Here is a 20894-nt window from a genome sequence, read left to right as displayed (position 1 = left end):
CAGCCACCGTATCAAGAAATGCGCCTGGAATGACGACTATCTCACCCAGGCTCTGACCCATATGCGATAGCCCTGCCCTTGTGGGGGAGAAAGCGATTTCAACATCTTAGCGAAGCTAAGTGTTGGAAATCGCAAGAGAAGGGAAAGGCGCCGATGTTGATCAGTGGGATCGCCGCTTCACCAACCGCGCATGCCGTCGCCAATACCACCAATCGAGCACGCGGCGGCGGAAACTGCGTTTCATCGCTGTCATGGCGTCAGACTCCGAGCAGCACGCGGCGCCGGCCGGCAACGTCGTTTGGCGCCAGATCCGTCTTGACCGTGGAGAGCGTGCCCTGGCGCTGCTCGAGCTCAGCCCTGAGCGCCGCTTCCCGCGCCTGCACGTCCTTGTCCTGCATAGTCGGCGTCGGCGGCAATGGCTTCAGTTCCGGCGGTTTTTGAAAGAGACACATGGTTCCAGCTTTCTCTTGTCCAGTCGTAGAGGAAGAAGTCTTCGCCGTTCCTGCCGTAACCCGGCAGGCGGCAGCGTTGGGTAGCGCCGAGCCGGTCCAGCCAGCGTAGCGCAAGCTCGTTCTCGGCAAGCGCCCTCGCCTCGACCCGCCAGGCGCCTTTGGCCGCGACCCGGGTCCCAAGCACCGCATGGAAGAAGCGCGTGATTTCCGGCACGCAGCGCTTCATGCGGCGCGTGCCCCAGTTCCAGGCGATCCAAAGGCCGCTCCGCTGCTCGGCCGCGCCGAAGCCGGCCTCTGGATTGCCGTCGAGCTCGGCGACATAGGCAAAGCCCTGCAGCGCCGTCAGCGCCAGCAGCGCCGGCGACCAATGGTCGAGCTGGCAGTCGATCTCGGCCCGGTCCTCGGGACGCAGGTTGGCGGCGATGTAGGAGAGATCCCGCAGCGTTGCGGGGACGATGCGGGTGGGCATGGATGGGCTTTCGTGGTCGAGAGCGAAGCCGTCGCCAGGGGACTCCGTTACCGCAATCTCAGCCCGCGAAGTTGTTGTCCACGAACATTTCGGCAAATTGCTGGGGCGTAAGCGTTACCTTGTTGTTGTGGGCGATTTTGAGATTCTTCTTCCACATATCCCGGATCGCCTCTGGCATCGCGTCGGGCATGTGAAGAGCCTTGGCGATCGCGTCATCCCACCGTCCATCGCCGCCATAGATGGCCTGCAACTTCGGCGCCATGGCGTCCAGGGACTCTTCGGATTCCTGAGACAGTTCTCCAATCGCCTTGAGCACATAAAACTCCAGAAGCCTGAGCAGCGGCTTTCCTTCATAACGCTTGTCGTCCGACATTTACCCCTCACGCATCATAGGTGGCATAATAAATCAGCCTGTCGCAGATCGCCGAGAGGCTGGGCTTTTCCTTCTGCGACGCAATCCATCCCTCTGTAACCTCGATCGCGATGAATATTTCGATGAAGTATGTCAGACCCGCCTTGGCCGCCGCCTTTGGTGGTACCATAGTATCATCGGGCGCGGTCGCAACCATTGCATCAGAGTCTTCGGTCCAAGGCTCCGATACATAGATCGTGTCCTCTTCATCAAAATCCGACAGCCTTTCAACGATATCCAGTAGCTTCATTATTTTCCCCATAAGGAAAATCCTCCTCGGCGATTCGGATGAAGGGAATTACGGTGACAGTGCACTATTTCGTTCGGCCCATCTAAACAATAGTTAACCTCAAAAAGCTGAGTCGCTTCAGGGATTGAGTGTGCTGATATCGCCAATTCCCATGCTATTCGTCGTCGTAAGGCTCGACTATCGCAACGAAAATGCCCAGCGATTCAAGCAGATCAAGAACGCGTTCCGAGATGACGAGGCGGAAGGGCACCGCGATCCCGAAGTCGTCTTGACCCGCCTTTCCATTCACTTTCAACCAAACGAAATGTGGCAGTTCCAGGCCGGGTTGATCCTCTTGAAACTCTTCCGAGGTCGTCACCTCAGCGTCCGCGAACGTCGCGCCTGAAAAGCCCATCTTCTGCAGCGCACGCTGGGTTTCTTCAGTGACGAGGAAACAAGGAAACGTCGCAACAATCACATCCCCGAACCATGCCTCTACCTTGTAGTGGAGCTTGGTTACGATCGGTGGATGAACGCTCGAGTCGAGAACCGTGCCTTTGCCAATACCACCAGCCACGTGCGGCCGTATCTTAAAATATTGCATCACTCACCTATCGGAGGATTGAACAGATGCCCGTATTTCTTGTCGATGTAACTCACGTAACCCAGAATTTGCTGACGTGTTGGCTGAGGATACGCCTCGTAAAATTCGTCCCACTCGTACCGCAAAATGACCTTGTGCAAAAGGTTGTCCAATGCTTTTGGAATGCCACGAAGATTCTGAAGAGAGTGCTCCTCGTTTGCAGCGACGATGCTTGGAAATCTCTCCCATATCTGTCGCTCCGCAGCATGATGTACGACAACTTCTCCCTGCAGATTCGGGTTCGCATCAAGAAATGTTTTGCGGTAGTTTTTGGAGGCAGCCCTCCCGAACGATGCCCCTTGATACTTTACCTTAGAAGGATCTCTTGCGATCGACTTTATGATCTCAAGAACCTCGCCCTTCTTGAGTTTGGCGCCGGTGCCTACACGGTAGGCAGCATCCTCCGCGGCTTTGACCAGAGATTTCGTCTCAACCGCTTGGCGAGCCACCGCGGCATCAGCGGCGAGCCCCGACTTGGCGCGCGAACCACTCGTTGCAAACTTCTCGAGCGGCTTGGTAAACTTGGCCGCCCCGTCGCGGACAATCGCCAAGCCTTTTGCAACAGCTTCGTCGGCTGCCTCTGACGCCAAGCGCCCTTCGGCAACAGCCCCCGAGCCGGGGGTGACCGGCAGTTGCTCAAGGAAGTCCCAAGGGGAATCGCGCAGATCCTGCAGAATCAGCCCAATGCCGTGCGGGGCACGGCCAAGGGCCTCAAAGCTCTCGCTGAGGTAATTGCCGAAACCCTCTGCGGCCTGTCGAACTGCAGACTTGGGTTCGCGGGGGCCGCCGAAGAAGGTGATTGCTCCCCTGTCGCCGCAGTGGTGGCTGATAAATCCTAGCTTGGTCTAGCTGTTGAGATAAAGCTTCCCGGGTAGCAGGGTCGGTGCACGACTGGGCTTTGGAAAAGGGGCGCGCAGGCGATCGCAGCCGATCGGAAGCGCGGCGGCGCGTGCGCGACTTGCTGGATTGAGGATTTTGGAGAGGCTAGAAGTCACTCGTGCTGGGGTGGCCGGAACGGCTCTTCGTCATCCTAGGGCGAAGCGAGGAGCGACGCGATGCGCGCAGACCCTAGAATCCATGCCGTGACGCTAAAGTGTTGACACGGTTTCAGAATTCTGCACCGCTGCACTCCAAGGCAAGGGTCACGGCATGGATACTCGGGTCAAGCCCGAGTATGACGAAGAGAGAGGTTCTGCCCTACCTGAAAGCCCCCAGCGGATCGCCCTGTCCTGTACGGAGCGGAGCCAGCTACTCGGCAGCAGTCGCAGATTGTATGGCGAGGGCCGCTTCGATGATCTGCCTGAACTGTTCCAGCTCCATTGGATAATACTGGTAGTTGCCGCTGGCTATGCCAGCCAGCACCACATATTTGCGGCCTTTTCTATCCCGCTTCAGGCGCAGGGAAATCGTGCAGTGGCCGTCCATAATTGGGGTATCGATCCGCTGAATGACCTCGCCACTGACAGCCATCTTGATAGAACGGAACATCGTCGAAAAGATCATGCGGCCTGCCCCCCCTGAATGCCGTGGACAATACCGTACGGGTTTCGCCATGTCCCCTGCCTCTGTTACCACTTTACCGAAACGCGCCCAGCGGATCGCTCTGCGCCGCCGGCCGCCGCGCCGCCTTGAACTCCGCCGGGTCAACCACCGCTTCCCTCAGCATCATCACGCCATAGCGTGTCGCGGCCATCAGGTCGTCGCGCAGTTTCACGACCTGGCCGTCCTTGCGGTGGTAGAGGCGGAACTCCTCGAACCAGGCGTGAAGCGTGCAAAACACCTTGAAGCGGCCGGACTGCATGCGGTCGAGCATGTCCATCAGGCCGGCCTCGACCGAGACGGAGCCGTCGGCGAAGCGGGCGTGACCCGAGAGCATGGTCAGCCCATGCGCGGCATATTGTTTTGCGAGCGCAACGCCGGCGCCTTCCAAGGTTTCGCGGCGGCCGTCGCGCGGCCAGGCGAAGGGCAGCCATTCGCCCCAGGCCTTCAGCGCCAGCGCCTGCATCGCCGGCGTCTGCTGCGCGGCGCGGTGGGCCTTGGTGACGTAGACGATGTCGGCCTCGGTGTCCCAGGCGAGCTCGACCGCGGCCGAAGGATGGTCCCAGCCGAAATCGAGCGCGCCGATGCGCGGCCACCAGCGCGGCAGCCGGAACGGCTCGCAGGCGATCATCTCCTCCGGCACCGGGAAGATGCGACCGGAGCCCAGCACCGGAATGCCGTTCGCGCGCGCCTCGCGCTCATGCTCGGGATAGGCCGCGATGATTTCGGCGCGCTGTTCGGGCGAATAGTGCCCGGCATCGTCGATGGTCATGAAGGTCACGTGTCGGGACATGGCAAGCTCCAGTTCCTCGCCCCACGAACGTGGGGGAGAGGTGCGGCGAAGCCGTGATGGAGGAGAGGGAATGGCGCCGACGGCCATACTGCCAATCTCCCCCCTCGTGGGGGAGATGTCCGGCAGGACAGAGGGGGGCGCGAAGGAGCGCTATCCTGCGGAACTTTATGCCGTTCGAACCGGCTGAATTAAGAGACTTCGAGAGGCTGGCGGGACAGCGCCCCCCTCTGCCCTGCCGGGCATCTCCCCCACAAGGGGGGAGATTGGCCGTCACTCACCCCTTGCCCAACTCTCCACTTCTTCGCTCGACAAAAACCGCAGCACCACATCCGACATCCCGAGCAGCGGTGTGAAAGTCACGATGGTTATCCCGCCCGTCGCGTTGGTGCGGGTCAGACCCTCGGAATAAATGTCCAGCGGCGGCTCCTCGTCGAACCAGACACCGTGCAGCGTCTCGCCCTGCCATTTCTCGCGGCCTTTTTCGTAGGACTTGAAGGAGAGCACGCTTTCGCCCGCCTGCACATCGCCGCCACCGCCCCAGCGCACGACGACGCTGTCCAGCGCTCGGGGCGCGCCGCGGCCCATCGTCGTTTCGGCAATTGCGTCGGCCGGGATCATGCCGGTGCCCCATTCCGCCTGTTGCTGCGGCGGGCCGACCAGCACACGCTGCGGATTGTCGCGCGTGCCCTCGCCGGTGACGCCGGCGGCCCAAAGCCGGACGGGCGTGTCGAACACCTTGCCCATCCACCAGTCCGGATAGCGGCCGGTGAGGTGCATGGCCCATTCGGCGCCCCCTGCATTGGTCTTGCCGAGCTGGTTACCGGCCATGAACAGGCGCTCGCGGTTTTTTGCCCCCGCCGCGTGGAACTCGGCCTGCCTTTGGTACGGCCTGTAGGCAGCAAGAAGGTTACGTTGACGGCGTCGGTCCACCTCCTCGAGCAGCGCCAGATAGGTCGCCATCATCGACGAACGGCCGCAGCCTCGCTTCGAGGCAGCGGATGCGGCTGCGGATCTCCTCATCGCTCAATTGGTCCAGACTGTTTTGGTTCGCATCGAGACCCTGCGAGAACTCTTTGGGCAGCATCGTCAGCACGACCTTCAGATACTGGTCGGGCTTTTCCGCCCTGACCGCGGCGATGACGCCGGCGCCATGGGCGCGGAAATCAGCGCGCAGCGCCGCGGCGAAATCGTCGCCCAGCGTCTTTTCCGAGCGCCTGGCTACCGGCGCGGCGGCCGGCTCAGCCTTCGCTCCAGCGGTTCGGGCGCCGGCGCACCGCGCCTTGCCTGCGCAGTCAGCCATTGACGGCTGCATCGGCTGCCGACGTTCCGGCGGAACGAACCGCACGCGCCCTGGCGGCCTTGCGCGCCGGCTTCTTGCGCGGCTTGGCGCGGGCGACCTTCGGGGCGGAGGGCTGATTGACTTGTCCGGAAAACGGCTCCGTTCGTTTCAGCTTCGCCGCGGCGGCTCTCATAGCCGAGGGATCGAGACCCTGGCGCGGAAAGCCGAAGCCGACGATCGCGTCGATCGGACCGCCGCGCACCATGCCGATGCGCACACCCGGCACGACTTCCTCGACGCGGCCTGTGCGGGGCGGCTCGCCGAACGATGCGAACTCGCCGATGGCGCTGACGATTTCGGCGCCGTCGTAGCCGGTGATGATGGTGGCATAGCGTGGCATGCAGAGCTTCCGCAGATTGGATTCAACTAAAAGGTCGAGTTCCCGCCCCGCCTGTCCTGCCGGACATCTCGCCCGCGAGGGGGAGATCAGCGGCTTCGGCCTTGGCGCCCGTTTTTCCGAACATCGGATTGGCAAAAGCCTCCGCGACATCGACCCCCTTCTTGCGGGGGATATGGCTGGCACGCCACAGGAGGATGCTGTCCCGTCGCCTCGCCAACTGGCGAAGCCACCAAGGTGAGGAGCCACAAAAAAACCCGCAGGCTGGCGGGTCGTTGGCGCAAATCAGCACCATGGACAAAATCATAGCAGAGCTGCCCTCACCTGACAAGGCTCCTAGGTAAATTTTCCTAATTATATACTTGACAAAGCATGAGTGATTCCTTAGCCATTTTGGGCTAAGAGGAACGTCATGCATCTTAAGGGGATCATAGCGGCGGATAAGTCCGCCGTAGAGACGGGAGATTGGAAGCGAGGTGAAATACCTCGCCCAAAGTGGCCGTCACGTCGAGCAAAAGCAAAGGCCTACAAATACGGGCCGCTTTACCAGTGGCGAGTTATCTCGTTTGTGGCTGAAGGCCATGATTGCCGCGTTTTGTTACTCTTCAACGAGGCGAAGCAAATATTTCGCGCCAGCCTTGGCGTGGTCAGAGGTGGCGAAACGCTCGTCATTTGCGATTACGAGTACCACGCCAGCGAACCAGGATGGCACTGCCATGCTCGCTGCGCCGACTTGTCCAAGCTTAATCAGGCCCATAATCGCTTTGGTGGGGTTCGCCTGCCCAAGACCAACGCGTATCATAGGCGAGTTGAATTCAGGCATCTAAAACAGCCGCTTTCTGCCCAGACCGCCTTTAATTGCGCAATATCGATCTTCAGAATCGACAAGGCCGGAGGAATGGTATGAAAGCCGAACTCTGCCAAGCGTTTTGCAATGACATCACGGTAACGGAGGTGCCGGCCGGTCTCGCTGTCTCTACGGCATTCCTGCGCGATGATGGTGACCGCGTTGCCTTCTACGTCACGAAGACGGAAGACGGCGCTTTCAGGCTTGAGGACGATGGCGCGACGATCCAGCAACTCGAAGCGGCTGGCGTGGATTTTGACACTGATACGCGCCGACGCGGCTTGGAACAGTTGCTATCTTCGGTTCATGCCCATTTCGATCATGATGACGGGACGATAAAGACCGCCTCGTTTCCCGAGATTGATTTGCCGGCTAGGGCATTGGCCTTCGTCGCCATCATGATCCGCATGAATGACTTCCTCTTGTTGACACAGGAGAAGGTGGCTTCGACGTTCAAGGAAGATGCCGCCGAACGAATAAGGTCAGCAATCGGTGACCGCGCCAGAGTCAGGGAAAACGAGAGGGTCAACTCGCGCCTGAGTGAGGTGACGCCCGATATGGTCTTGGAAGCGCACGACCGCCCGCCAGTAGCGGTATTTTTCGGGAACTCCCCTGCGCGAGTAAACGACGCGATCTTTCTTCACTTCGCGGCCCTGCACGAACTGAAGCAAGATCTATCGGTTGTTGCACTCTTGGAGGATGACCACTCCATATCCAACGACCTACGTCGAAGGGCAACCAATCGACTGGCAACCGTTCCGGTCTATAAGGATGATGAGGACGCGGCAATTGCCAGGATTACGCGCGAGGCGCTAGGTAAAGCGGCATGAGCGATACTAAGTCTGACGAGAAGCTGTTCAACGAGACGCTAAAGCGGATGCTGAAAACGCCGCCGAAGCCACACGATGCCGATAAGAGCAAGACAAAGGCGCCGGCAAAGAAGGCGAAACCAGCTAAGGCTTCGCCTTCCTCTTCCTCAAAGCGATAAGCCTTCGTGCTTTCTGCTTAGGCGTTACCGGCTTCACCAATCCGCCGATAGGTAAGGCGCTTGCCTTCGATCTTGGCAAGCAACTGGTCATGGCGTTCGGCGTCGGTGATCTTGAGGGCAGCGCGGCGGTTGTAGCGGAAATCGAACTCGGCAAGGTAGCGGTGCAAGTGAGCTTCGCCGCAATGCTGATAGACGCCGACCATGCCGCGCTTGAAGACTGAGAACACGTTCTCAATCGTGTTGGAGTGGATCGTCTCGGCACCTTCGTAGCGAACATATTCGCCGTTCGCATGATTGGTCGTCTTATGCGAGGCGTATTCCTCGCCAGTGCGCGTATAGAGGCGCGAGGCGTCGGTGTAGAGGATCGACTTGCGGTCAACGTTGCGCACAAGCACTTCGCGCACGGTTGAAGCCGTGGCGTCGTTGAGATGGAACATGCGGACGTTACCGCCGCGCTCGACAAGGCCGACAACGGTGCGCTTCTGGTTGCCGCCAGATTTGAGGTAAGGACGGCCCCTACGCTGAGGCGACGGCGTGCGCGGCGTCTCACGCTTGCCGATGTAGGTTTCGTCAACCTCTACGGCCTTGCCTTCGCCACCAAGCGGGCCGGACGAGTTAACGTCTTCGGCCATCGCTTCGCGAATGCGGTGCGCCATGAACCAAGCGGTCTTGTAAGTGACGCCGAGCATGCGGTGCAGTTGGTGAGCCGACATGCCTTTCTTGGACGAAGCCATGAGGAACGTCGCCAGAAGCCATTTGTTCAAGGCGATCTTGGAGCGCTCGAAAACGGTGCCGACGGTGACGGTAAACTGTTCACGGCATTCCATGCAGTTGTACAGGCCGGGACGGTGAGCCTTGCCTTCCATCTTGGTAATGCGGTCGGCGCGAGCATTGCCGCAATGCGGGCAGTTCGGGCCATGCGGCCAACGCTGCGCCTCAAGGTGTACGCGGGCGGCTTCGGCGTCGGTGAAGATCGGGTGAGTGAGTTGCATGGCGGCGTTCCCCTATGCCGCAAATCTATGAAATCGCCCGTACTTTGTCAAGTATATAATTAGGTAAATTTTCCTAGCTGCTTGTCTGCAGCCTTGCCGGGAAGCGGCTTTCGCTCGCGCACCGACAAATTGTGGCCCAGGTCTGAAAGTTCCAGAAATTTTTTCTCGGAACCACCTCCGGGCCGAGGGGTTCCACCCTTAGTCGCGACGCGACAGACTCCCGAACAGAGAAACGATCTCGCACAAGAAGGAGAAGATCATGCTCATCAAGATTCTTGCGGCATCGGCTCTGACCATCGGTCTGGCTACGGCTGCGATGGCTCAGAATGCAACGGGCGGTACCGCCGACACGGCGGGCAGCGGCCAGAGCATCACGGTGGACCCCACCACGCCTGCTAATCCGCCGCCCGATCAGATGGCGCCCGATACAGGCACGACGGGCAGCATCACCACGGACGGCATGAATTCGAACGCCGATCGGAATTGCCCCGCGACGCCGCAGGGCGCCCAGCCGGATGCAACTCACACGTCGCCTGGCACGGCATCGCCGTCGGCCAACGATAATCATTGCGGCAAGTAGTAACGAGACGCGGCAGTTTCGTCGCGCGAGGGCCGTGGCGTTCCGCTCCACGGCCCTTTGCTTGGAAGGGAACCATGGCGGACGTGAGCCGTTGCAAGGTCGGGCGTGAGCCGTTGCAGAGTTCAGCAAGGAGAGACCCATGGCAGACGATGAAACCAACCAGGGTAAGGACACGAACGCAGCAGCCGCGCGCAACGGCAGCTCGACGTCCCAGGGCGGCGGCACAGAGCGGACCAATCCGAGCCGCAGCAGCGCTGCCCGCAGCGGCAGCGCTTCGCGCACCAGCGCCAGATCTTCAGCCGCTTCGGAAGCGGCGATGAGGAAGCAGATTGCCGAATTGAAGCGCGAGGTGAGCCGGCTCAACCGCGCGCTTGCCGATCAGGCCGAGGAAGCCGCCAGTGCGACGCAAGGGTGGTACCAGAGCGCGGCCGACCGGGCCTCCGGCCTCTACAGCGGCGCGGCCGACCGAGCTTCTGAATTCTACGGCGGCGCGAGCGATCGCGCCTCACGCGCGGCAAGGCAGTTGCGAAGCCAGGCGCAGAGCGTTTCCGAAACCGTGCAGCAGAATCCCGGCACCGTCTCGACTGCCATGGTCCTCGGCGGCCTCGTCGGCTTGCTGATCGGCATGGCGATGGCGCGCAACTCGGACGCAGACCACGACTGGGCTCGCCCCTGGACCCGCTAGAGCACCGACGGCCGCCCCAGCGCAGGCCGCGGAAGGAGGCCGGGCCCAGAGCCCGGCCTTTCCATAGCGGCGGGTTGGTGTGCCCGGTTGTCGTTGGTGTGCCCGGTTGTCTTGGGCTGGTCATTAGCCGGACCTTATGGAATCATTCCCCAAGGGGAATCGCGGAGAGCGGGCATGGACAAATCCGCCATGGCATCGGTCTTTCGGATGCGGCATGCGCCAGCAGGTATTTCAGGCGTCCGCAGTCTTGGCCGAGGCCAGGCGGATCCGGTCTTCCATTCGCGCCCGCTTGGCGAAGCCATCCGCTTCATCGCCGAGGCAGACGGCCAATATGATCTGAGCGCCGTGGCCATCTCCTACGGAGATCGCTCGACCCCGCCGCTGGGCGCCCGCGAGATCAAGCAGCTCTGGGCCGAATATGGCGTGCGCCTGATGGAGGCCTAAGGCGCTCCCGGATCGGAAACGCCGCTCATGCGTTTTCAAGCGAGGTCAATGGGAGGAAGCGCCATGAACGTCGCCAATCTGCAACTCGAGGGCCTGTTGATGGCCGTCGCGGCAATCAACCATACTCTGGTGCGCAAGGGGGTGCTGACGGTCGAGGAGATCGACATCGCGCTGCGCAAGGCCGAGGCCGTCGAGACAGGCGAGGACCGGTCCGAGGCGATTTCGGCGTCGAACCGCGATGCGATCAACTTCCCGATCCGCCTGCTCGAGCTCGCCAACCAGTGCCAGCCGGAAGCGGACATGCCGTCCTTCTCCAAGCTGGCGCGCATGGTCGGGCAGATGAAGGAACCCTATAACGATCAGATGTGAAGTGGCGGCGCCTCACGCCCGGCCCGGCCAACCCTGTCGGACGGCGAGCAACTTGCCCGGCCCATGCACGGCGGCGAAGAAAAGGCCGGCGAGGAAAGTGAAATGATCGACGAAGAAGCCGAACTCGGCCTGGTTGCCGGTCCAGTGCGACGGGCCGTGGAATGAAAAGCCGAGGAAGATCACATAAACTGCCGCGACCAGCGCCGCCGGCGTGAAGAAGGCGCCGGTGAGGAAGGCGATCACCAAAAGCACCTCCAGGATCGCCGCGCACCAGGCGAGAAACAGCGGGAACGGAAACCCGGCGGCGGCGATGTAGCCGGCGGTGGCGCCCATATCCATGAACTTGAAGGTCACGGCCATCGCGAAGACGGCGGCGAAGATCAGGCGAGCGATGAGAATGGCGGCGGTCTGCCAGGCCGATTGCGTTTCCACGTTGTCCCTCCGGTTCGAAGCTGTTGATGCCCCAAGGACGGAGGAAGGGCAATGATTCCGACAGGGGCCGGAATTTTTGCTTCACTTGTTTCCTCACCCCACTGCAGGCCGCGGAGAGTCGCCGCGCAGCAGCCGGTGAGGCGCCGGCGACGCCGGGACGAACCGCCAGACGGCGAGCCCACAGCCAAGCTCGGCGCTCAACGAGGGTGCTCTCCCTCGCGGCTACGCCGCGCCACCTCTCGCCTGTTCGCGCGGGGCGAGGAAAGCTCAGCCCGCCTTCGCGTGCGGCGGGTGGCTGATCGAGTCGCGCACGGTGCCGTAGGCCGCACCCCAGCGGTCGGTCATGTCGCAGCGTATGTCCCAGAGTTCGGGGAAGAAGCGGTGGCGGGCCCCGCCTTCCAGGATCTCCACCGGGCGGCCCTTCAGCGACTTGGCGCCGAGACCGATCGAGCGGTGGATGAGATAGAGGTGGTTGGCGCGGAATTTCTGGAACAGCTCGTCGAACTCGATCAGCGCCTCGGCCACGACATAAGCATCGCCATGATCGTAGTGAGCGTCGTAGACGTCCTCGACGGAAAGCCCGCGGCCGTCGAGATACGAATGCTTGAAAGCCCGCCAGAGGTCCGGCGGCAGGCGCAGGATAAGCTTGAAGCCTGGCGATTCCTGGCCGCTGCCATTACCGAGCTCGAGGCGGATCTGCTGGTACTCCTTGGGCGACATCGTCTCCAGCAGATCGAGCTGCGCCGTCATCATGCGCACCAGCCGGTGCACGCGGCCCATCAGCGAGACGATGCGGTGCGTGTCCTGCCTCTCCAGATAGTCGAGCACGTCGACCAGCGTGTAGGCGATGAGCTTCATCCACAATTCCTCGACCTGGTGCACGATCTGGAACTGCAGCTCGTCGGCATTGACCATTTGCGAGAGCGGCTTCTGGCAGGCGAGCAGCTGGTCGCATTTGAGATAGACGCCGTAGTCGCGCATTTCGGGCGCCTCGATGCGGGCGTGATAGTCCAACTTGTCCATGGCTCATCCTCCTCGCGCGGGCATGTTCGGCAGGCAGCCAAGGATAGCGCTTCCGGCTTGAACATTGTTCCTTTCTGTTATCCAAGTAGCGGAAATTGGAGTACGATTAGCGCCCATTGTCGCGACATCGGAGAACGGACTATGCTTGATGCCCTTGACCGCAAGATAGTGTCAGCACTCGAGCGCGACGCGCGCATCTCCTTCGGCGAGTTGGCCGAAGAGGTGGGACTGAGCAAGACGCCGTGCTGGAAACGGGTGAAGGCGCTCGAGGATCAAGGCATCATCCGCAGCTATTCCACCCGCATCGATCCGGCCGCGATCGGCTTCGACATCGAGGCCTTCATCCAGGTGTCGATCGACTTCGAGGTGTCGGACGCTTTCGAGGCGGCGGTGAGGAAGCACCCGCTGATCCGCCGCTGCTATGCCACGACCGGCGAGGCCGACTATCTGTTGCAGATCGTCACCGTCGACATGCGGGCGCTGGACAGGATGCTGCGCGAGGAGCTCAGCCGGCTGCCCGGCGTGCGCCGCACCGTCACCTCGATGGCGATGCGCGAGATCAAGGGCGACATCTCGTTCGCCGATGCAGCGGCGCATGCGCTGCGGTAGTCCGGGCGCGAAAAGATGGAGACGTCGGCGGGACAGCGCCCCCCTCTGTCCTGCCGGACATCTCCCCCACTTGGGGGGAGATCGGATGTCACGCCGGCTTTCGTCAAGTGTAGGAAGATCGCCGGCGGCGGAACTGCTAATCTCCCCCCTTGTGGGGGAGATGTCCGGCAGGACAGAGGGGGGCGCGAAGGAACGCTACGTCAGGTATTTGGATTCCACGTCAGGCTCCCTACGGCCGGCCGGCTCGGGCTGCCGCAGCGGCTTTTCCTTCTCGGCGTCGGCCTTGCGCTTCGGGCACGCCTCGAACTCGTGATCGCGGCCGCCGCAATAGGAACAGCATTTGGCAGGCTGATCAGGATGGAGCATCGGGGCCATTCCCAAGAATGCACGAAAAGGTGTCCGGTTGCAGCAATTGCGTGAGGTCGCAACCGCCGCCAAGCCCCTGCCCCGATAGGTCTTCCATGCAGTTCCGGTCGGAAAACCGACTGCACGTTTTTCCTGGAATCGCCTTATTAAGGAGCTCGCCGCTTGCGCGGCGGGCTCCCTCAATCACCGCTCACGCATGGGCGTGGGGATGACGGACGTCCCAGACGGCCCAGGCCGATGCCGCGACCACGAGCACGCCAAGGATGACGTGCGTGAGCATTACGTTCCTGTCCGCCGCGAAGCCCAGCAGCCAGGGCGACACGATCAGCCAGAGCCCGAGCACGAGATTTACCCATTCCTCCCATTCGGCGAACACCGAAAGCGTCGCGAGCGCCAGCGCACCGAGCAGGACGCCAACAATCCAGGCGTTCCACGCGGGCATCATTGCCGCGGTGAATCCGATGACCCAGGGTGAGATGAACAGGCAGATCGCGAGGACCAGGATAACCCAGTCCTTGCTCTTCCTTTCTTCCATCAGTTTGCTTGCCATGACAACCTCCATCGATGAAGCCAGACCAAAGCAACTGCATTCGCGTGCAATGCGCACGCTATGTTACATGATGTAATACATTTTTATGGAGCGACAAGGGAACCTTCCGCGGTAGCCGTATTGCGCGCCGCACAAGTCCCTTTACGGCAAATGCCTTCGATTTCCGGAACGGGCCCTCATCCGTAAAAGTCGCTTCCGCTCTCAGCGCCCAGCTGTGGCATGACAATGGCCTCGAGCGGTGCCGTCAGCGACCATTTCAACGCACCGGACGAGCGCTCGAGACTGGAGGAGCCGCTGAGCGATTGCGGCGCCACCCGCTGCAGCACCACGGTGCCAAAACCCTTGCGCGCCGTCTCGTCCGGCTCGCCATTGGCATGGCCATTCGACCTCTCCTGCCAGACAAGGTGAAAGTGGCGCTGCGCCTTCGGGCCGGTCTCGACCGTCCAGGTGATCTCGACATGCCCGCCCTCACCCGCCAACGCGCCATATTTCGACGAGTTGGTGCCAAGCTCGTGGAAGGCCATGCCGAGATTCTGCACGGCATTCGACTGCAGCGTCAAAAGCGGGCCGGAAAGCGAGATGCGCTCCTCATGACCAAACGGTTTCAGATGTTCCTGGATGAGGTCGAAGAGACTGGCGCCTGCCCATTCCGAGGTGACCAGCAGATCGTGCGAGCGCGACAGCGCCATGATCCGGGCTCGGATCATCTCCTCGAACTCGCTGGGGCTGGCAGAACGCTTGTTGGTTTCCCTGACCATCGACAGGATCACCGCGAACTGGTTCTTCACACGGTGGTTGACCTCGCGCATCAGGAGCCGGATGCGGCGCTCATTTTCCCTGGCGGCGGTGATGTCGCGCGCGATCGTGGAGGCGCCGACGATCTCGCCCGCAAGGCTCCTGATCGGCGACACCGTTACCGAAACGGCAACGAGCGAGCCGTCCTTGCGCTTTCGCATCGTGTCGAGATTTGCCACGCCCTCGCCCCGGCGGATGCGGCTGATAATGTCGGTCTCCTCATCGTGCATATGCTCGGGGATAAGGAGCAGCATCGATTGGCCGATGGCTTCCTCCGCGCTGTAGCCGAACATGCGTTCTGCCGCGCGGTTCCAGTCGGTGATGATGCTGTTCAGATCCTTGCCGATGATGGCATCGAAGGAAGAATCGACAATGGCGGCCAGACGCGCATTGGCGCTGGCATCTTCAATTTCCCTGCCCCCGGATGTCACCATGGGCATTAGTTAGCGCGGCCGAATCTCATAGCAAGCGGCTAAGCCTTGGAGGGGTCAGGATTTTCGCCATTCCCCTTTGCTGGATCCAGCACGCCGAAATCCTGCGACTTCATGCCGGTCTCGGCGGTCAGGAAACCTTCGGATGCGAGGCCCCTTCGCAGAAGCTCGCGCACGGCGGCCGAGCGGCTCGGCATGCGTTTCTCGAAGCGCCAGTTCTCGACTGCCGCGAGTTCCTCTTCCGTCAACATGATCTGCAGCCTTTGCGGCCGCTCCAATTCAACCACCCTAGCCTCCCGCAGGTCATGACACGAATGAGTATGTCACTCACTGCCAGTAAAAGTAGGATTCGGCTCAAAAGACGTCAAGGTCAGGCGAGACAACAAAGGCGGGGGACGCTGGCGGTGCTAACGATATGGCTACACCGCATTTGCCGGTCTATGCTAACTTGTTGATTTTTTTGCAGCTTTTCCATTTTTTAGTTGCCAACCGAGCGACGTCGGCGCATTATGGCCGGCAGAGGGATGAACCGCCGCGAAAGGAGGTTTTTCCGATGTTACGAGGATTTTCCGACCGGTTGCGCAACGACGCTCACCACAAGGTCCAGCGGGCTTTGCGGGAAAACGGCATCGTCAACATCATCCAATTGTCGGAAGAAATCAGGCTGATGAATCTCGCCGAGAACATTGCCCGCGAGGATATCGAGAGTCTGGTGATGCAGGTGGCTCAGCTCTATGGCGGAGCCATCGAATTCGACGAAGAGGCGCTGACGGCGCTCGACCTGCCCGACGCCTGCCCGGCTGACAGCCGCAACGACCTGGAAAAGGCGTTGCGGGAACGCTCGCTCCTTTCACCCGAGTCGGCGGATCTGCTGCAGGTGAGCGACAAGGGCTAGGGCAATTCCAGTCACTCGCTGGTCAACTCGTCGAGCAGGCGCAGTCCGTTCTCGTACTTCTCGGGGTCGATGCCCGCTTGGTGCGCCTGCCAGAGATTGTCCTTGAGGTCCGCCTGCTTGACAGGCAGCGCAAGCTCGTTGGACGCCGCACGGCAGACAAAGTCGTGCTCGCTTTCGTCCATTCTTTTCGTCAGCGCGTCAACGGCAGCGACGACCGGAAAGCCGAAGCCCTCGGCCTCGAGCCGATCGAGCGTCCACCCCTCGCCTTTCTCGACCACGTCGTGCAGGTAGGCGACGGTTTTCTCGTCAAGCGTTTCGACCGCATCGGCGACGCGTCTCAGATGTTCGATAAAGGGACGGCCGGTCTTGTCTTTCTGGCCGCGATGGGCCTGTTCGGCGATCTTCGCTGCCTGGTAAAGCATGATCTCCTCGATCTATTGGAAGCCCGCCCCAACGGGACAACGAGACGGGCAGGATTGGGTCCCGACCCGGTCCGCCGGCACGCCTTGCAGGGGACGGCGCGCCATACTGCGGCAGAACATGAGCAGCGTTCAAATGTTCCCTCGTGTCCGGCCGAAAAACAGGAACCCGCGGCCCGCGCAGTCGTTAGCATTTACGCAAACACAAAGGAGGTCTGCACCATGGATTGGAACCGCGTCGAAGGTAACTGGAAGCAGGTCAAGGGCAAGGTGAAGGAACAGTGGGGCAAGCTCACCGATGACGACCTCGACCGCATCGCCGGCAACCGCGAGCAGCTCGAAGGCAAGATCCAAGAGCGCTACGGCATCGAGAAGGATCGCATCCGCCGCGACATCGACGACTGGGCGAGTCGCCAAGGCTGGTAAGATCCGCCGCCGGATAAAATTGAGCCCGCAGCCCCGATCGGGGCTGCGGGCTCAAAAGCCGGAATTTTGATTTCAGAACAGGGACGTTATATTAGTTGACTAAGCGATTCGTGGCACGGTGAACCGATGGCCAAGAAGAAATCGAGACCGGCCTTGTCCGTTATCGCCGCAGCCTCGCGATCGGAGGCTTCCGAAGCGATTTATTTTGCCCGCAAATGCGGCCTAACCCCCGATGAAGCCCTGCGGATAATGCGCGAGGCGCTCGTGACCGTGGGGCCTAAGCCTGCCGGCGCCGGAAAGCGGAAGCGCTAGGCGCCATCGCCTCGGGCGATCGGATACCATCTCCCTCGAACCCGCAGCGGACTTCGGCCAGAATCGCACAGTGCTGTGCTCGGCGGCAAAGCCCGGGGTCCAAACCGCTCGGTCCGTGACGCGAGAAGGTTCCGCTTGATGGCAGGGTGACACAACATGTGACCCCGCCGCCAGCGCTTATCCGCAACTCCCAAACCCAGGCCAGCGTTTGTGAGCGCGGACCACGCTTTCACTTTCACCTGTCAACGGGAGGGAGAGCTATGGTTTTTCCGGGTTTCCTTAACCCCGAGGATTTGGTCATCCTCGCAGCCGCTCTCGACGACTACTGCCGCACATTTCGCATACCGTCGGACAGTGAGGAGCGACTTCAGGCGGCAAGGCACGCGCTGATTTTGTTTGAGAACGGCTGCCGCGATCCGGTCGAATTGAGTGAAAAGCTCAAGGCCAAACGCAAGTAGCGCAAGCCGGCGCGATCTTTAGGTTCGCCGGCGGCCTGCCCTTGCCGCCAAAATGAAACATACGGCCACCTCGAAAGTTCTTGTCTGAGAGGAGGCGCGCTATGGTTGGAAATGATGGAAAGCAGGTGCAGCAAACGGAGGCCGATGTCCAAATGCTCGCCCACCGGTTGGCAAAGGACGCGGACATTTCGGAAAACGATGCCCTTGAGTTGATCAAGCTAATCGGAACCGACTGGCCTTCGCTGCTGCGCGAAGCTCGGTTCCTCAAAAGCCGACACTGATGCTGCCTCCCGGCCGGGCGTCCCGCGATTCTTTGCGAGCTGCTTCAGCGCCTTGAGAAAGATCGGAGCCGCCAGATCGCATTTGTATTTGGACGGTCCATTGGTCTGGATGACGATCTCAGCCTGCCTTAGGGTCAGGCCGTGCTTTTCGGCGAATTCGAGCGGTTGATAGGCCTGCTCCCAACCTGGCCCTGTCTTTGGCATCGTGACGACTTCCTCCCGCGATTGACACGTGAGGCAACGCATTCGGCTGGACAAGGTTTCAACGGCTCGCACACAGCGGCGAAACTGCTGCCAAGCGCCTGGCCCTGGGTGCATGGAACTTCGGTTGCCGCTGATTGTTGCACCTGAAAGGCGGGCCGGGATGACCATATCGTCGCTGCATCTGCTCAAGGGCATAGGCTATTCGATCTCAACGGTAAGCGTGATGCTGCTGGCGATCGTCAGTTGGGAGCACGTTTCGCAAAATCCGTTGCTGATTGCCTGCCTGCTTGGCGGCGCCGCCACCTCGATCATCGGGATGTTCTGCCGCTGGCTTTCCTACGAAGTCGAAAAGCGTCAGCAGGAGCGACAGGCAGAGAACGGCCAACTCTCGAACCGGCGGCCAGCATCCTCACCCCTGCCGCCAGCGCCGGAACTCCGAGACCAGCACCGTGATCAGGCTGCTGAGGACGATCCATCTGACGACCTCGCCGTCCGGCACGCCCGGTTGCGGTGACCTGCCTGACCTTGACGTTTCGTCGCTGGCCGCCACCACGGGCGCGAGATCCTGCCGGCTGCCGCTCCGCACCGAATAGGCGCGGGTGATCTCGGCACCGAAGAGGAAAATCTGTGCCGAATAGTAAACCCAGACCAGCACGACCATCAGCGCGCCGGCAGCGCCATAGGACGTGCCGATGGCGCTGGTGCCGATGTACCAGCCGATCAGCGACTTGCCGATGGTGAAGAGCAGCGCGGTGACGATGGAACCGACGCCGACGTCGCGCCATTTGAGCCTGCGGTCCGGCAGGACCTTGTAGATCGCCGCGAAGAGCAGCGCGATCAGCACGAAGGAGACGATGGTGTTGATCGCGCTCACGATCAGCTCGCCGAACGGCAGGTGCTGGTTGATGACCTCGCTCAGCGCCGAGATCGCCGTGCTTGCGGCGAGCGACACCAGAAGCATGAAGCCAAGAGCTGCCACCAGCCCGAGGCTTGCCGCCCTCGCCCGCACCAGGCGCGAAAGCGAAACGCCGCTGGGCTTGACCTTCCATATCTCGTTCAACGACTGCTGCATCTCTCCGAAGACGCCGGAGGCGGTGACAAGCAGCGTGATCAGCCCGATGAGGGTGGCCAGCGTGCTGGACCCGCGATGCGCGGCGGTCTCGATCACCGCCGTGAGCAGTTCGGCGCTCTGCGGTCCCATCACCCCCGCGAACTCAGCCGAAAGCGCGAGCTGCGCGGCGTCGTTGCCTATGACGACGCCCGCGATCGCTACCACGATCAGAAGGATCGGCGCCAGCGAGGTCGTGGCGTAGAAGGCCATCGCCGCGCCATGGCTCAGCGCATTGTCGTTGACATAGCCGGTGATGCTCTCTTTCAGCACAACCCAGGCTTCCTGGAACCAGCGCTGCATCTTTCTCCCCGTCGGCTGCTTCTCCTCGTCGGCTATTTGGGGCGCGGATCCTCGAGCCCGGCTCCGATGGTCTGGAACGAACCCGCGCGACGCTTCTCGACGGCTTCGGCGAGCGCCAGCGCGGCATTGCGGACTTCCCTCTGCACGGCATGGTCGGCGTCGAGCTCGTCATGGCTCGTCGCATAGGGCTTCCAGTAGCCAATGTAGCGGTCGAGCTCGGCAGCCTCGCCCACCGGATCGAGCTTCATCGAGCGCAGCCAGTCGGCCAGGCTGTGACGCACCCTTCCGGCACCTTCGGTGTCGCCATGCACGATGACGGAGAACAGCCGGCCGGCGAGATGGCGCGGATAGTCCCAGCCGGCAAGCTCGACCTTCTTGGCGAGCGCGGCATCCTTGCCCTGCGTCAGCGAAGGATCGGGATTGCCGCCGTCGGCGCAGACAAGCCGGTCCATCATCAGCTTCACCGGCGAGGAGGAATGGTACCAGTTGACCGGCGTGACGATCATGACGCCATGCGCCTCGACCCAGAGCGGGTAGATGTCGTTCATCCAGTCATTGACCTGCCCGAGCGAATGATTGGGGTAGCAGGAGCATGGCCAATGGCAGAGCGCGGCCGCGGTCGAGAAGCACGCCTTGCAGGGAAAGATCCTGCGGCCGTATTCGGAGGCGAGCCGCGCGAGGTCGAGAACCTCGATCGCGAAGCCCGGTCTTGCTGCAATGGCGCTGCGCGCCAACTCGACAAGGCGGAAGCTTTTCGACATTTCGCCCGGGCAGGTGTGCTCGCTGCGCGAGGAGCCGTTTATGAGCAGGATGCGGGACGGCGCGGTCTTGTCCTCGTATCGGCGCTGTGCCGCTTCGACCGCTTCGTGCGCGGCGAACCAGTCGACGGAGAGATCATAGTCCGGATCGTGGAAGCCCTGTCCCGCCTTTCTGGTGATCGGTGCCTTGCGTTCTTCGCTGTAAGCCTGCCAGGCGATCTCGGCCAGCCTGCCAATGGCATCCGCCTCCGACTGAAAGGCCGGATCGTAGAATTGTCTCAGATAGCGTGCCTTGAATTCGCTTTCGCCGAGACGCGGGCTCGGCATGCCTTTGCGCGGCTCAGGGCCCTTGCTGAAATCTGTGCTGTTTGCCATGCGCCCACGCCCGAGTTGGGCGGGCCGGGTG

At 61.5% G+C, this 20894-nt stretch carries 33 protein-coding genes; 12 read left to right on the top strand and 21 right to left on the bottom strand.

The window, feature by feature from the left end; translation table 11 throughout:
* Positions 1 to 257: 257 nt before the first annotated feature.
* The 11 genes from CK215_RS32345 to CK215_RS29730 form a co-directional block, all read right to left on the bottom strand.
* Positions 258 to 383, bottom strand: a complete 126-nt coding sequence (locus tag CK215_RS32345; protein ID WP_280950833.1) for a hypothetical protein — start codon at positions 381 to 383, stop codon at positions 258 to 260.
* Positions 352 to 921 (bottom strand): hypothetical protein, encoded by a 570-nt coding sequence (locus CK215_RS29780; protein WP_095833053.1) that lies wholly within the window; start codon positions 919 to 921, stop codon positions 352 to 354. The genes CK215_RS32345 and CK215_RS29780 overlap by 32 nt, the downstream gene beginning before the upstream one ends.
* A 58-nt stretch (positions 922 to 979) precedes the next feature.
* Positions 980 to 1294, bottom strand: a complete 315-nt coding sequence (locus CK215_RS29775; protein ID WP_095833052.1) for a hypothetical protein — start codon at positions 1292 to 1294, stop codon at positions 980 to 982.
* Between the two features lie 7 nt (positions 1295 to 1301).
* A complete protein-coding gene (locus CK215_RS29770; RefSeq protein WP_127240782.1) occupies positions 1302 to 1583 on the bottom strand; it encodes a hypothetical protein in 282 nt (93 codons plus the stop codon).
* A gap of 154 nt (positions 1584 to 1737) precedes the next feature.
* Positions 1738 to 2166 carry a hypothetical protein gene (locus tag CK215_RS29765; protein WP_095833050.1) on the bottom strand — a complete coding sequence of 143 codons (429 nt, stop codon included), beginning with the start codon at positions 2164 to 2166 and terminating at the stop codon, positions 1738 to 1740.
* A complete protein-coding gene (locus CK215_RS29760) occupies positions 2166 to 2795 on the bottom strand; it encodes a hypothetical protein (protein ID WP_141245587.1) in 630 nt (209 codons plus the stop codon). The genes CK215_RS29765 and CK215_RS29760 overlap by 1 nt, the downstream gene beginning before the upstream one ends.
* A gap of 658 nt (positions 2796 to 3453) precedes the next feature.
* The gene (locus CK215_RS29750; protein ID WP_066999364.1) at positions 3454 to 3708 is read right to left on the bottom strand and encodes a hypothetical protein; all 255 of its coding nucleotides are present in this window, start codon (positions 3706 to 3708) and stop codon (positions 3454 to 3456) included.
* Between the two features lie 73 nt (positions 3709 to 3781).
* A complete protein-coding gene (locus CK215_RS29745) occupies positions 3782 to 4537 on the bottom strand; it encodes a terminase family protein (protein WP_082980602.1) in 756 nt (251 codons plus the stop codon).
* Positions 4538 to 4807: 270 nt separating this feature from the next.
* Positions 4808 to 5500 (bottom strand): terminase family protein, encoded by a 693-nt coding sequence (locus tag CK215_RS29740; protein WP_245418870.1) that lies wholly within the window; start codon positions 5498 to 5500, stop codon positions 4808 to 4810.
* Positions 5445 to 5837 carry a hypothetical protein gene (locus tag CK215_RS29735; protein WP_095833046.1) on the bottom strand — a complete coding sequence of 131 codons (393 nt, stop codon included), beginning with the start codon at positions 5835 to 5837 and terminating at the stop codon, positions 5445 to 5447. The genes CK215_RS29740 and CK215_RS29735 overlap by 56 nt, the downstream gene beginning before the upstream one ends.
* Positions 5830 to 6216 carry a hypothetical protein gene (locus CK215_RS29730; RefSeq protein WP_095833045.1) on the bottom strand — a complete coding sequence of 129 codons (387 nt, stop codon included), beginning with the start codon at positions 6214 to 6216 and terminating at the stop codon, positions 5830 to 5832. Before CK215_RS29730 ends, CK215_RS29735 begins: the two co-directional genes overlap by 8 nt.
* A gap of 409 nt (positions 6217 to 6625) precedes the next feature.
* Here CK215_RS29730 and CK215_RS31115 point away from each other — a divergent pair, with 409 nt between their 5' ends.
* Positions 6626 to 7120 (top strand): hypothetical protein, encoded by a 495-nt coding sequence (locus tag CK215_RS31115; protein ID WP_141245585.1) that lies wholly within the window; start codon positions 6626 to 6628, stop codon positions 7118 to 7120.
* The gene (locus tag CK215_RS29715; RefSeq protein WP_095833042.1) at positions 7117 to 7890 is read left to right on the top strand and encodes a DUF1828 domain-containing protein; all 774 of its coding nucleotides are present in this window, start codon (positions 7117 to 7119) and stop codon (positions 7888 to 7890) included. Before CK215_RS31115 ends, CK215_RS29715 begins: the two co-directional genes overlap by 4 nt.
* 175 nt (positions 7891 to 8065) lie before the next feature.
* On the opposite strand, the gene CK215_RS29710 is transcribed toward CK215_RS29715, so the two are convergent.
* Positions 8066 to 9040: an IS1595 family transposase gene (locus CK215_RS29710; RefSeq protein WP_095833041.1), complete on the bottom strand. Its 975-nt coding sequence runs from the start codon at positions 9038 to 9040 to the stop codon at positions 8066 to 8068.
* A gap of 259 nt (positions 9041 to 9299) precedes the next feature.
* Here CK215_RS29710 and CK215_RS29705 point away from each other — a divergent pair, with 259 nt between their 5' ends.
* The 4 genes from CK215_RS29705 to CK215_RS29690 all read left to right on the top strand — a co-directional run bounded on the left by CK215_RS29705 (position 9300) and on the right by CK215_RS29690 (position 11118).
* Positions 9300 to 9620: a hypothetical protein gene (locus CK215_RS29705; protein WP_095833040.1), complete on the top strand. Its 321-nt coding sequence runs from the start codon at positions 9300 to 9302 to the stop codon at positions 9618 to 9620.
* Positions 9621 to 9759: 139 nt separating this feature from the next.
* A complete protein-coding gene (locus tag CK215_RS29700; protein WP_095833039.1) occupies positions 9760 to 10305 on the top strand; it encodes a hypothetical protein in 546 nt (181 codons plus the stop codon).
* 174 nt (positions 10306 to 10479) lie between these two features.
* On the top strand, positions 10480 to 10749 hold the full coding sequence (locus CK215_RS29695) for a hypothetical protein (RefSeq protein ID WP_095778279.1): 270 nt from the start codon (positions 10480 to 10482) through the stop codon (positions 10747 to 10749).
* Between the two features lie 63 nt (positions 10750 to 10812).
* Positions 10813 to 11118, top strand: coding sequence for a hypothetical protein (locus CK215_RS29690; protein WP_066999393.1), 306 nt, complete (start codon positions 10813 to 10815; stop codon positions 11116 to 11118).
* A 12-nt stretch (positions 11119 to 11130) separates the two neighbouring features.
* Here the strand turns inward: CK215_RS29690 and CK215_RS29685 are convergent, their stop codons facing one another.
* Complete coding sequence (locus tag CK215_RS29685; protein WP_067325191.1) at positions 11131 to 11550, bottom strand: DoxX family protein; 420 nt, start codon at positions 11548 to 11550, stop codon at positions 11131 to 11133.
* Between the two features lie 267 nt (positions 11551 to 11817).
* Positions 11818 to 12573 carry a tryptophan 2,3-dioxygenase family protein gene (locus CK215_RS29680; protein WP_095833038.1) on the bottom strand — a complete coding sequence of 252 codons (756 nt, stop codon included), beginning with the start codon at positions 12571 to 12573 and terminating at the stop codon, positions 11818 to 11820.
* A 141-nt stretch (positions 12574 to 12714) separates the two neighbouring features.
* Between CK215_RS29680 and CK215_RS29675 the strand changes: the two genes are divergently transcribed.
* Positions 12715 to 13182 carry an Lrp/AsnC family transcriptional regulator gene (locus CK215_RS29675; protein ID WP_066999403.1) on the top strand — a complete coding sequence of 156 codons (468 nt, stop codon included), beginning with the start codon at positions 12715 to 12717 and terminating at the stop codon, positions 13180 to 13182.
* Positions 13183 to 13377: 195 nt separating this feature from the next.
* Here the strand turns inward: CK215_RS29675 and CK215_RS31545 are convergent, their stop codons facing one another.
* The 4 genes from CK215_RS31545 to CK215_RS29655 all read right to left on the bottom strand — a co-directional run bounded on the left by CK215_RS31545 (position 13378) and on the right by CK215_RS29655 (position 15611).
* Positions 13378 to 13548, bottom strand: coding sequence for a hypothetical protein (locus tag CK215_RS31545; RefSeq protein WP_156752718.1), 171 nt, complete (start codon positions 13546 to 13548; stop codon positions 13378 to 13380).
* Positions 13549 to 13738: 190 nt separating this feature from the next.
* Entirely contained in the window at positions 13739 to 14098 is a 360-nt protein-coding gene (locus tag CK215_RS29665; RefSeq protein WP_066999436.1) for an SPW repeat protein, read from the bottom strand.
* Between the two features lie 176 nt (positions 14099 to 14274).
* Positions 14275 to 15333 carry a PAS domain S-box protein gene (locus tag CK215_RS29660; RefSeq protein WP_245418869.1) on the bottom strand — a complete coding sequence of 353 codons (1059 nt, stop codon included), beginning with the start codon at positions 15331 to 15333 and terminating at the stop codon, positions 14275 to 14277.
* A 32-nt stretch (positions 15334 to 15365) separates the two neighbouring features.
* Positions 15366 to 15611 carry a hypothetical protein gene (locus tag CK215_RS29655; protein WP_067325210.1) on the bottom strand — a complete coding sequence of 82 codons (246 nt, stop codon included), beginning with the start codon at positions 15609 to 15611 and terminating at the stop codon, positions 15366 to 15368.
* A gap of 128 nt (positions 15612 to 15739) precedes the next feature.
* Here CK215_RS29655 and CK215_RS29650 point away from each other — a divergent pair, with 128 nt between their 5' ends.
* Complete coding sequence (locus CK215_RS29650) at positions 15740 to 16219, top strand: hypothetical protein (RefSeq protein WP_127335287.1); 480 nt, start codon at positions 15740 to 15742, stop codon at positions 16217 to 16219.
* An 11-nt stretch (positions 16220 to 16230) separates the two neighbouring features.
* Here CK215_RS29650 and CK215_RS29645 read toward each other — a convergent pair whose 3' ends face one another.
* Entirely contained in the window at positions 16231 to 16641 is a 411-nt protein-coding gene (locus CK215_RS29645; protein ID WP_095833037.1) for an HD domain-containing protein, read from the bottom strand.
* Between the two features lie 219 nt (positions 16642 to 16860).
* On the opposite strand from CK215_RS29645, the gene CK215_RS29640 reads away from it, so the two are divergent.
* The 4 genes from CK215_RS29640 (at position 16861) to CK215_RS31110 (ending at position 18833) form a co-directional block, all read left to right on the top strand.
* Positions 16861 to 17064, top strand: a complete 204-nt coding sequence (locus tag CK215_RS29640; RefSeq protein WP_066999415.1) for a CsbD family protein — start codon at positions 16861 to 16863, stop codon at positions 17062 to 17064.
* 572 nt (positions 17065 to 17636) lie between these two features.
* Complete coding sequence (locus tag CK215_RS29630) at positions 17637 to 17834, top strand: hypothetical protein (RefSeq protein WP_095833036.1); 198 nt, start codon at positions 17637 to 17639, stop codon at positions 17832 to 17834.
* A 101-nt stretch (positions 17835 to 17935) separates the two neighbouring features.
* A complete protein-coding gene (locus tag CK215_RS29625; protein ID WP_095778273.1) occupies positions 17936 to 18115 on the top strand; it encodes a hypothetical protein in 180 nt (59 codons plus the stop codon).
* Between the two features lie 328 nt (positions 18116 to 18443).
* Positions 18444 to 18833, top strand: a complete 390-nt coding sequence (locus CK215_RS31110) for a hypothetical protein (protein WP_141245584.1) — start codon at positions 18444 to 18446, stop codon at positions 18831 to 18833.
* Here CK215_RS31110 and CK215_RS29620 read toward each other — a convergent pair.
* Positions 18729 to 19730, bottom strand: coding sequence for a YihY/virulence factor BrkB family protein (locus tag CK215_RS29620; protein WP_067325232.1), 1002 nt, complete (start codon positions 19728 to 19730; stop codon positions 18729 to 18731). The genes CK215_RS31110 and CK215_RS29620 overlap by 105 nt on opposite strands.
* A gap of 32 nt (positions 19731 to 19762) precedes the next feature.
* Positions 19763 to 20863, bottom strand: coding sequence for a flavodoxin family protein (locus CK215_RS29615; RefSeq protein WP_095833035.1), 1101 nt, complete (start codon positions 20861 to 20863; stop codon positions 19763 to 19765).
* Positions 20864 to 20894: the final 31 nt, after the last annotated feature.

The sequence above is a fragment of the Mesorhizobium sp. WSM3864 genome (genome assembly GCF_002294955.1).
Taxonomy (GTDB): Bacteria; Pseudomonadota; Alphaproteobacteria; order Rhizobiales; family Rhizobiaceae; genus Mesorhizobium.
This window is presented reverse-complemented; position numbering and strand designations above follow the sequence as displayed.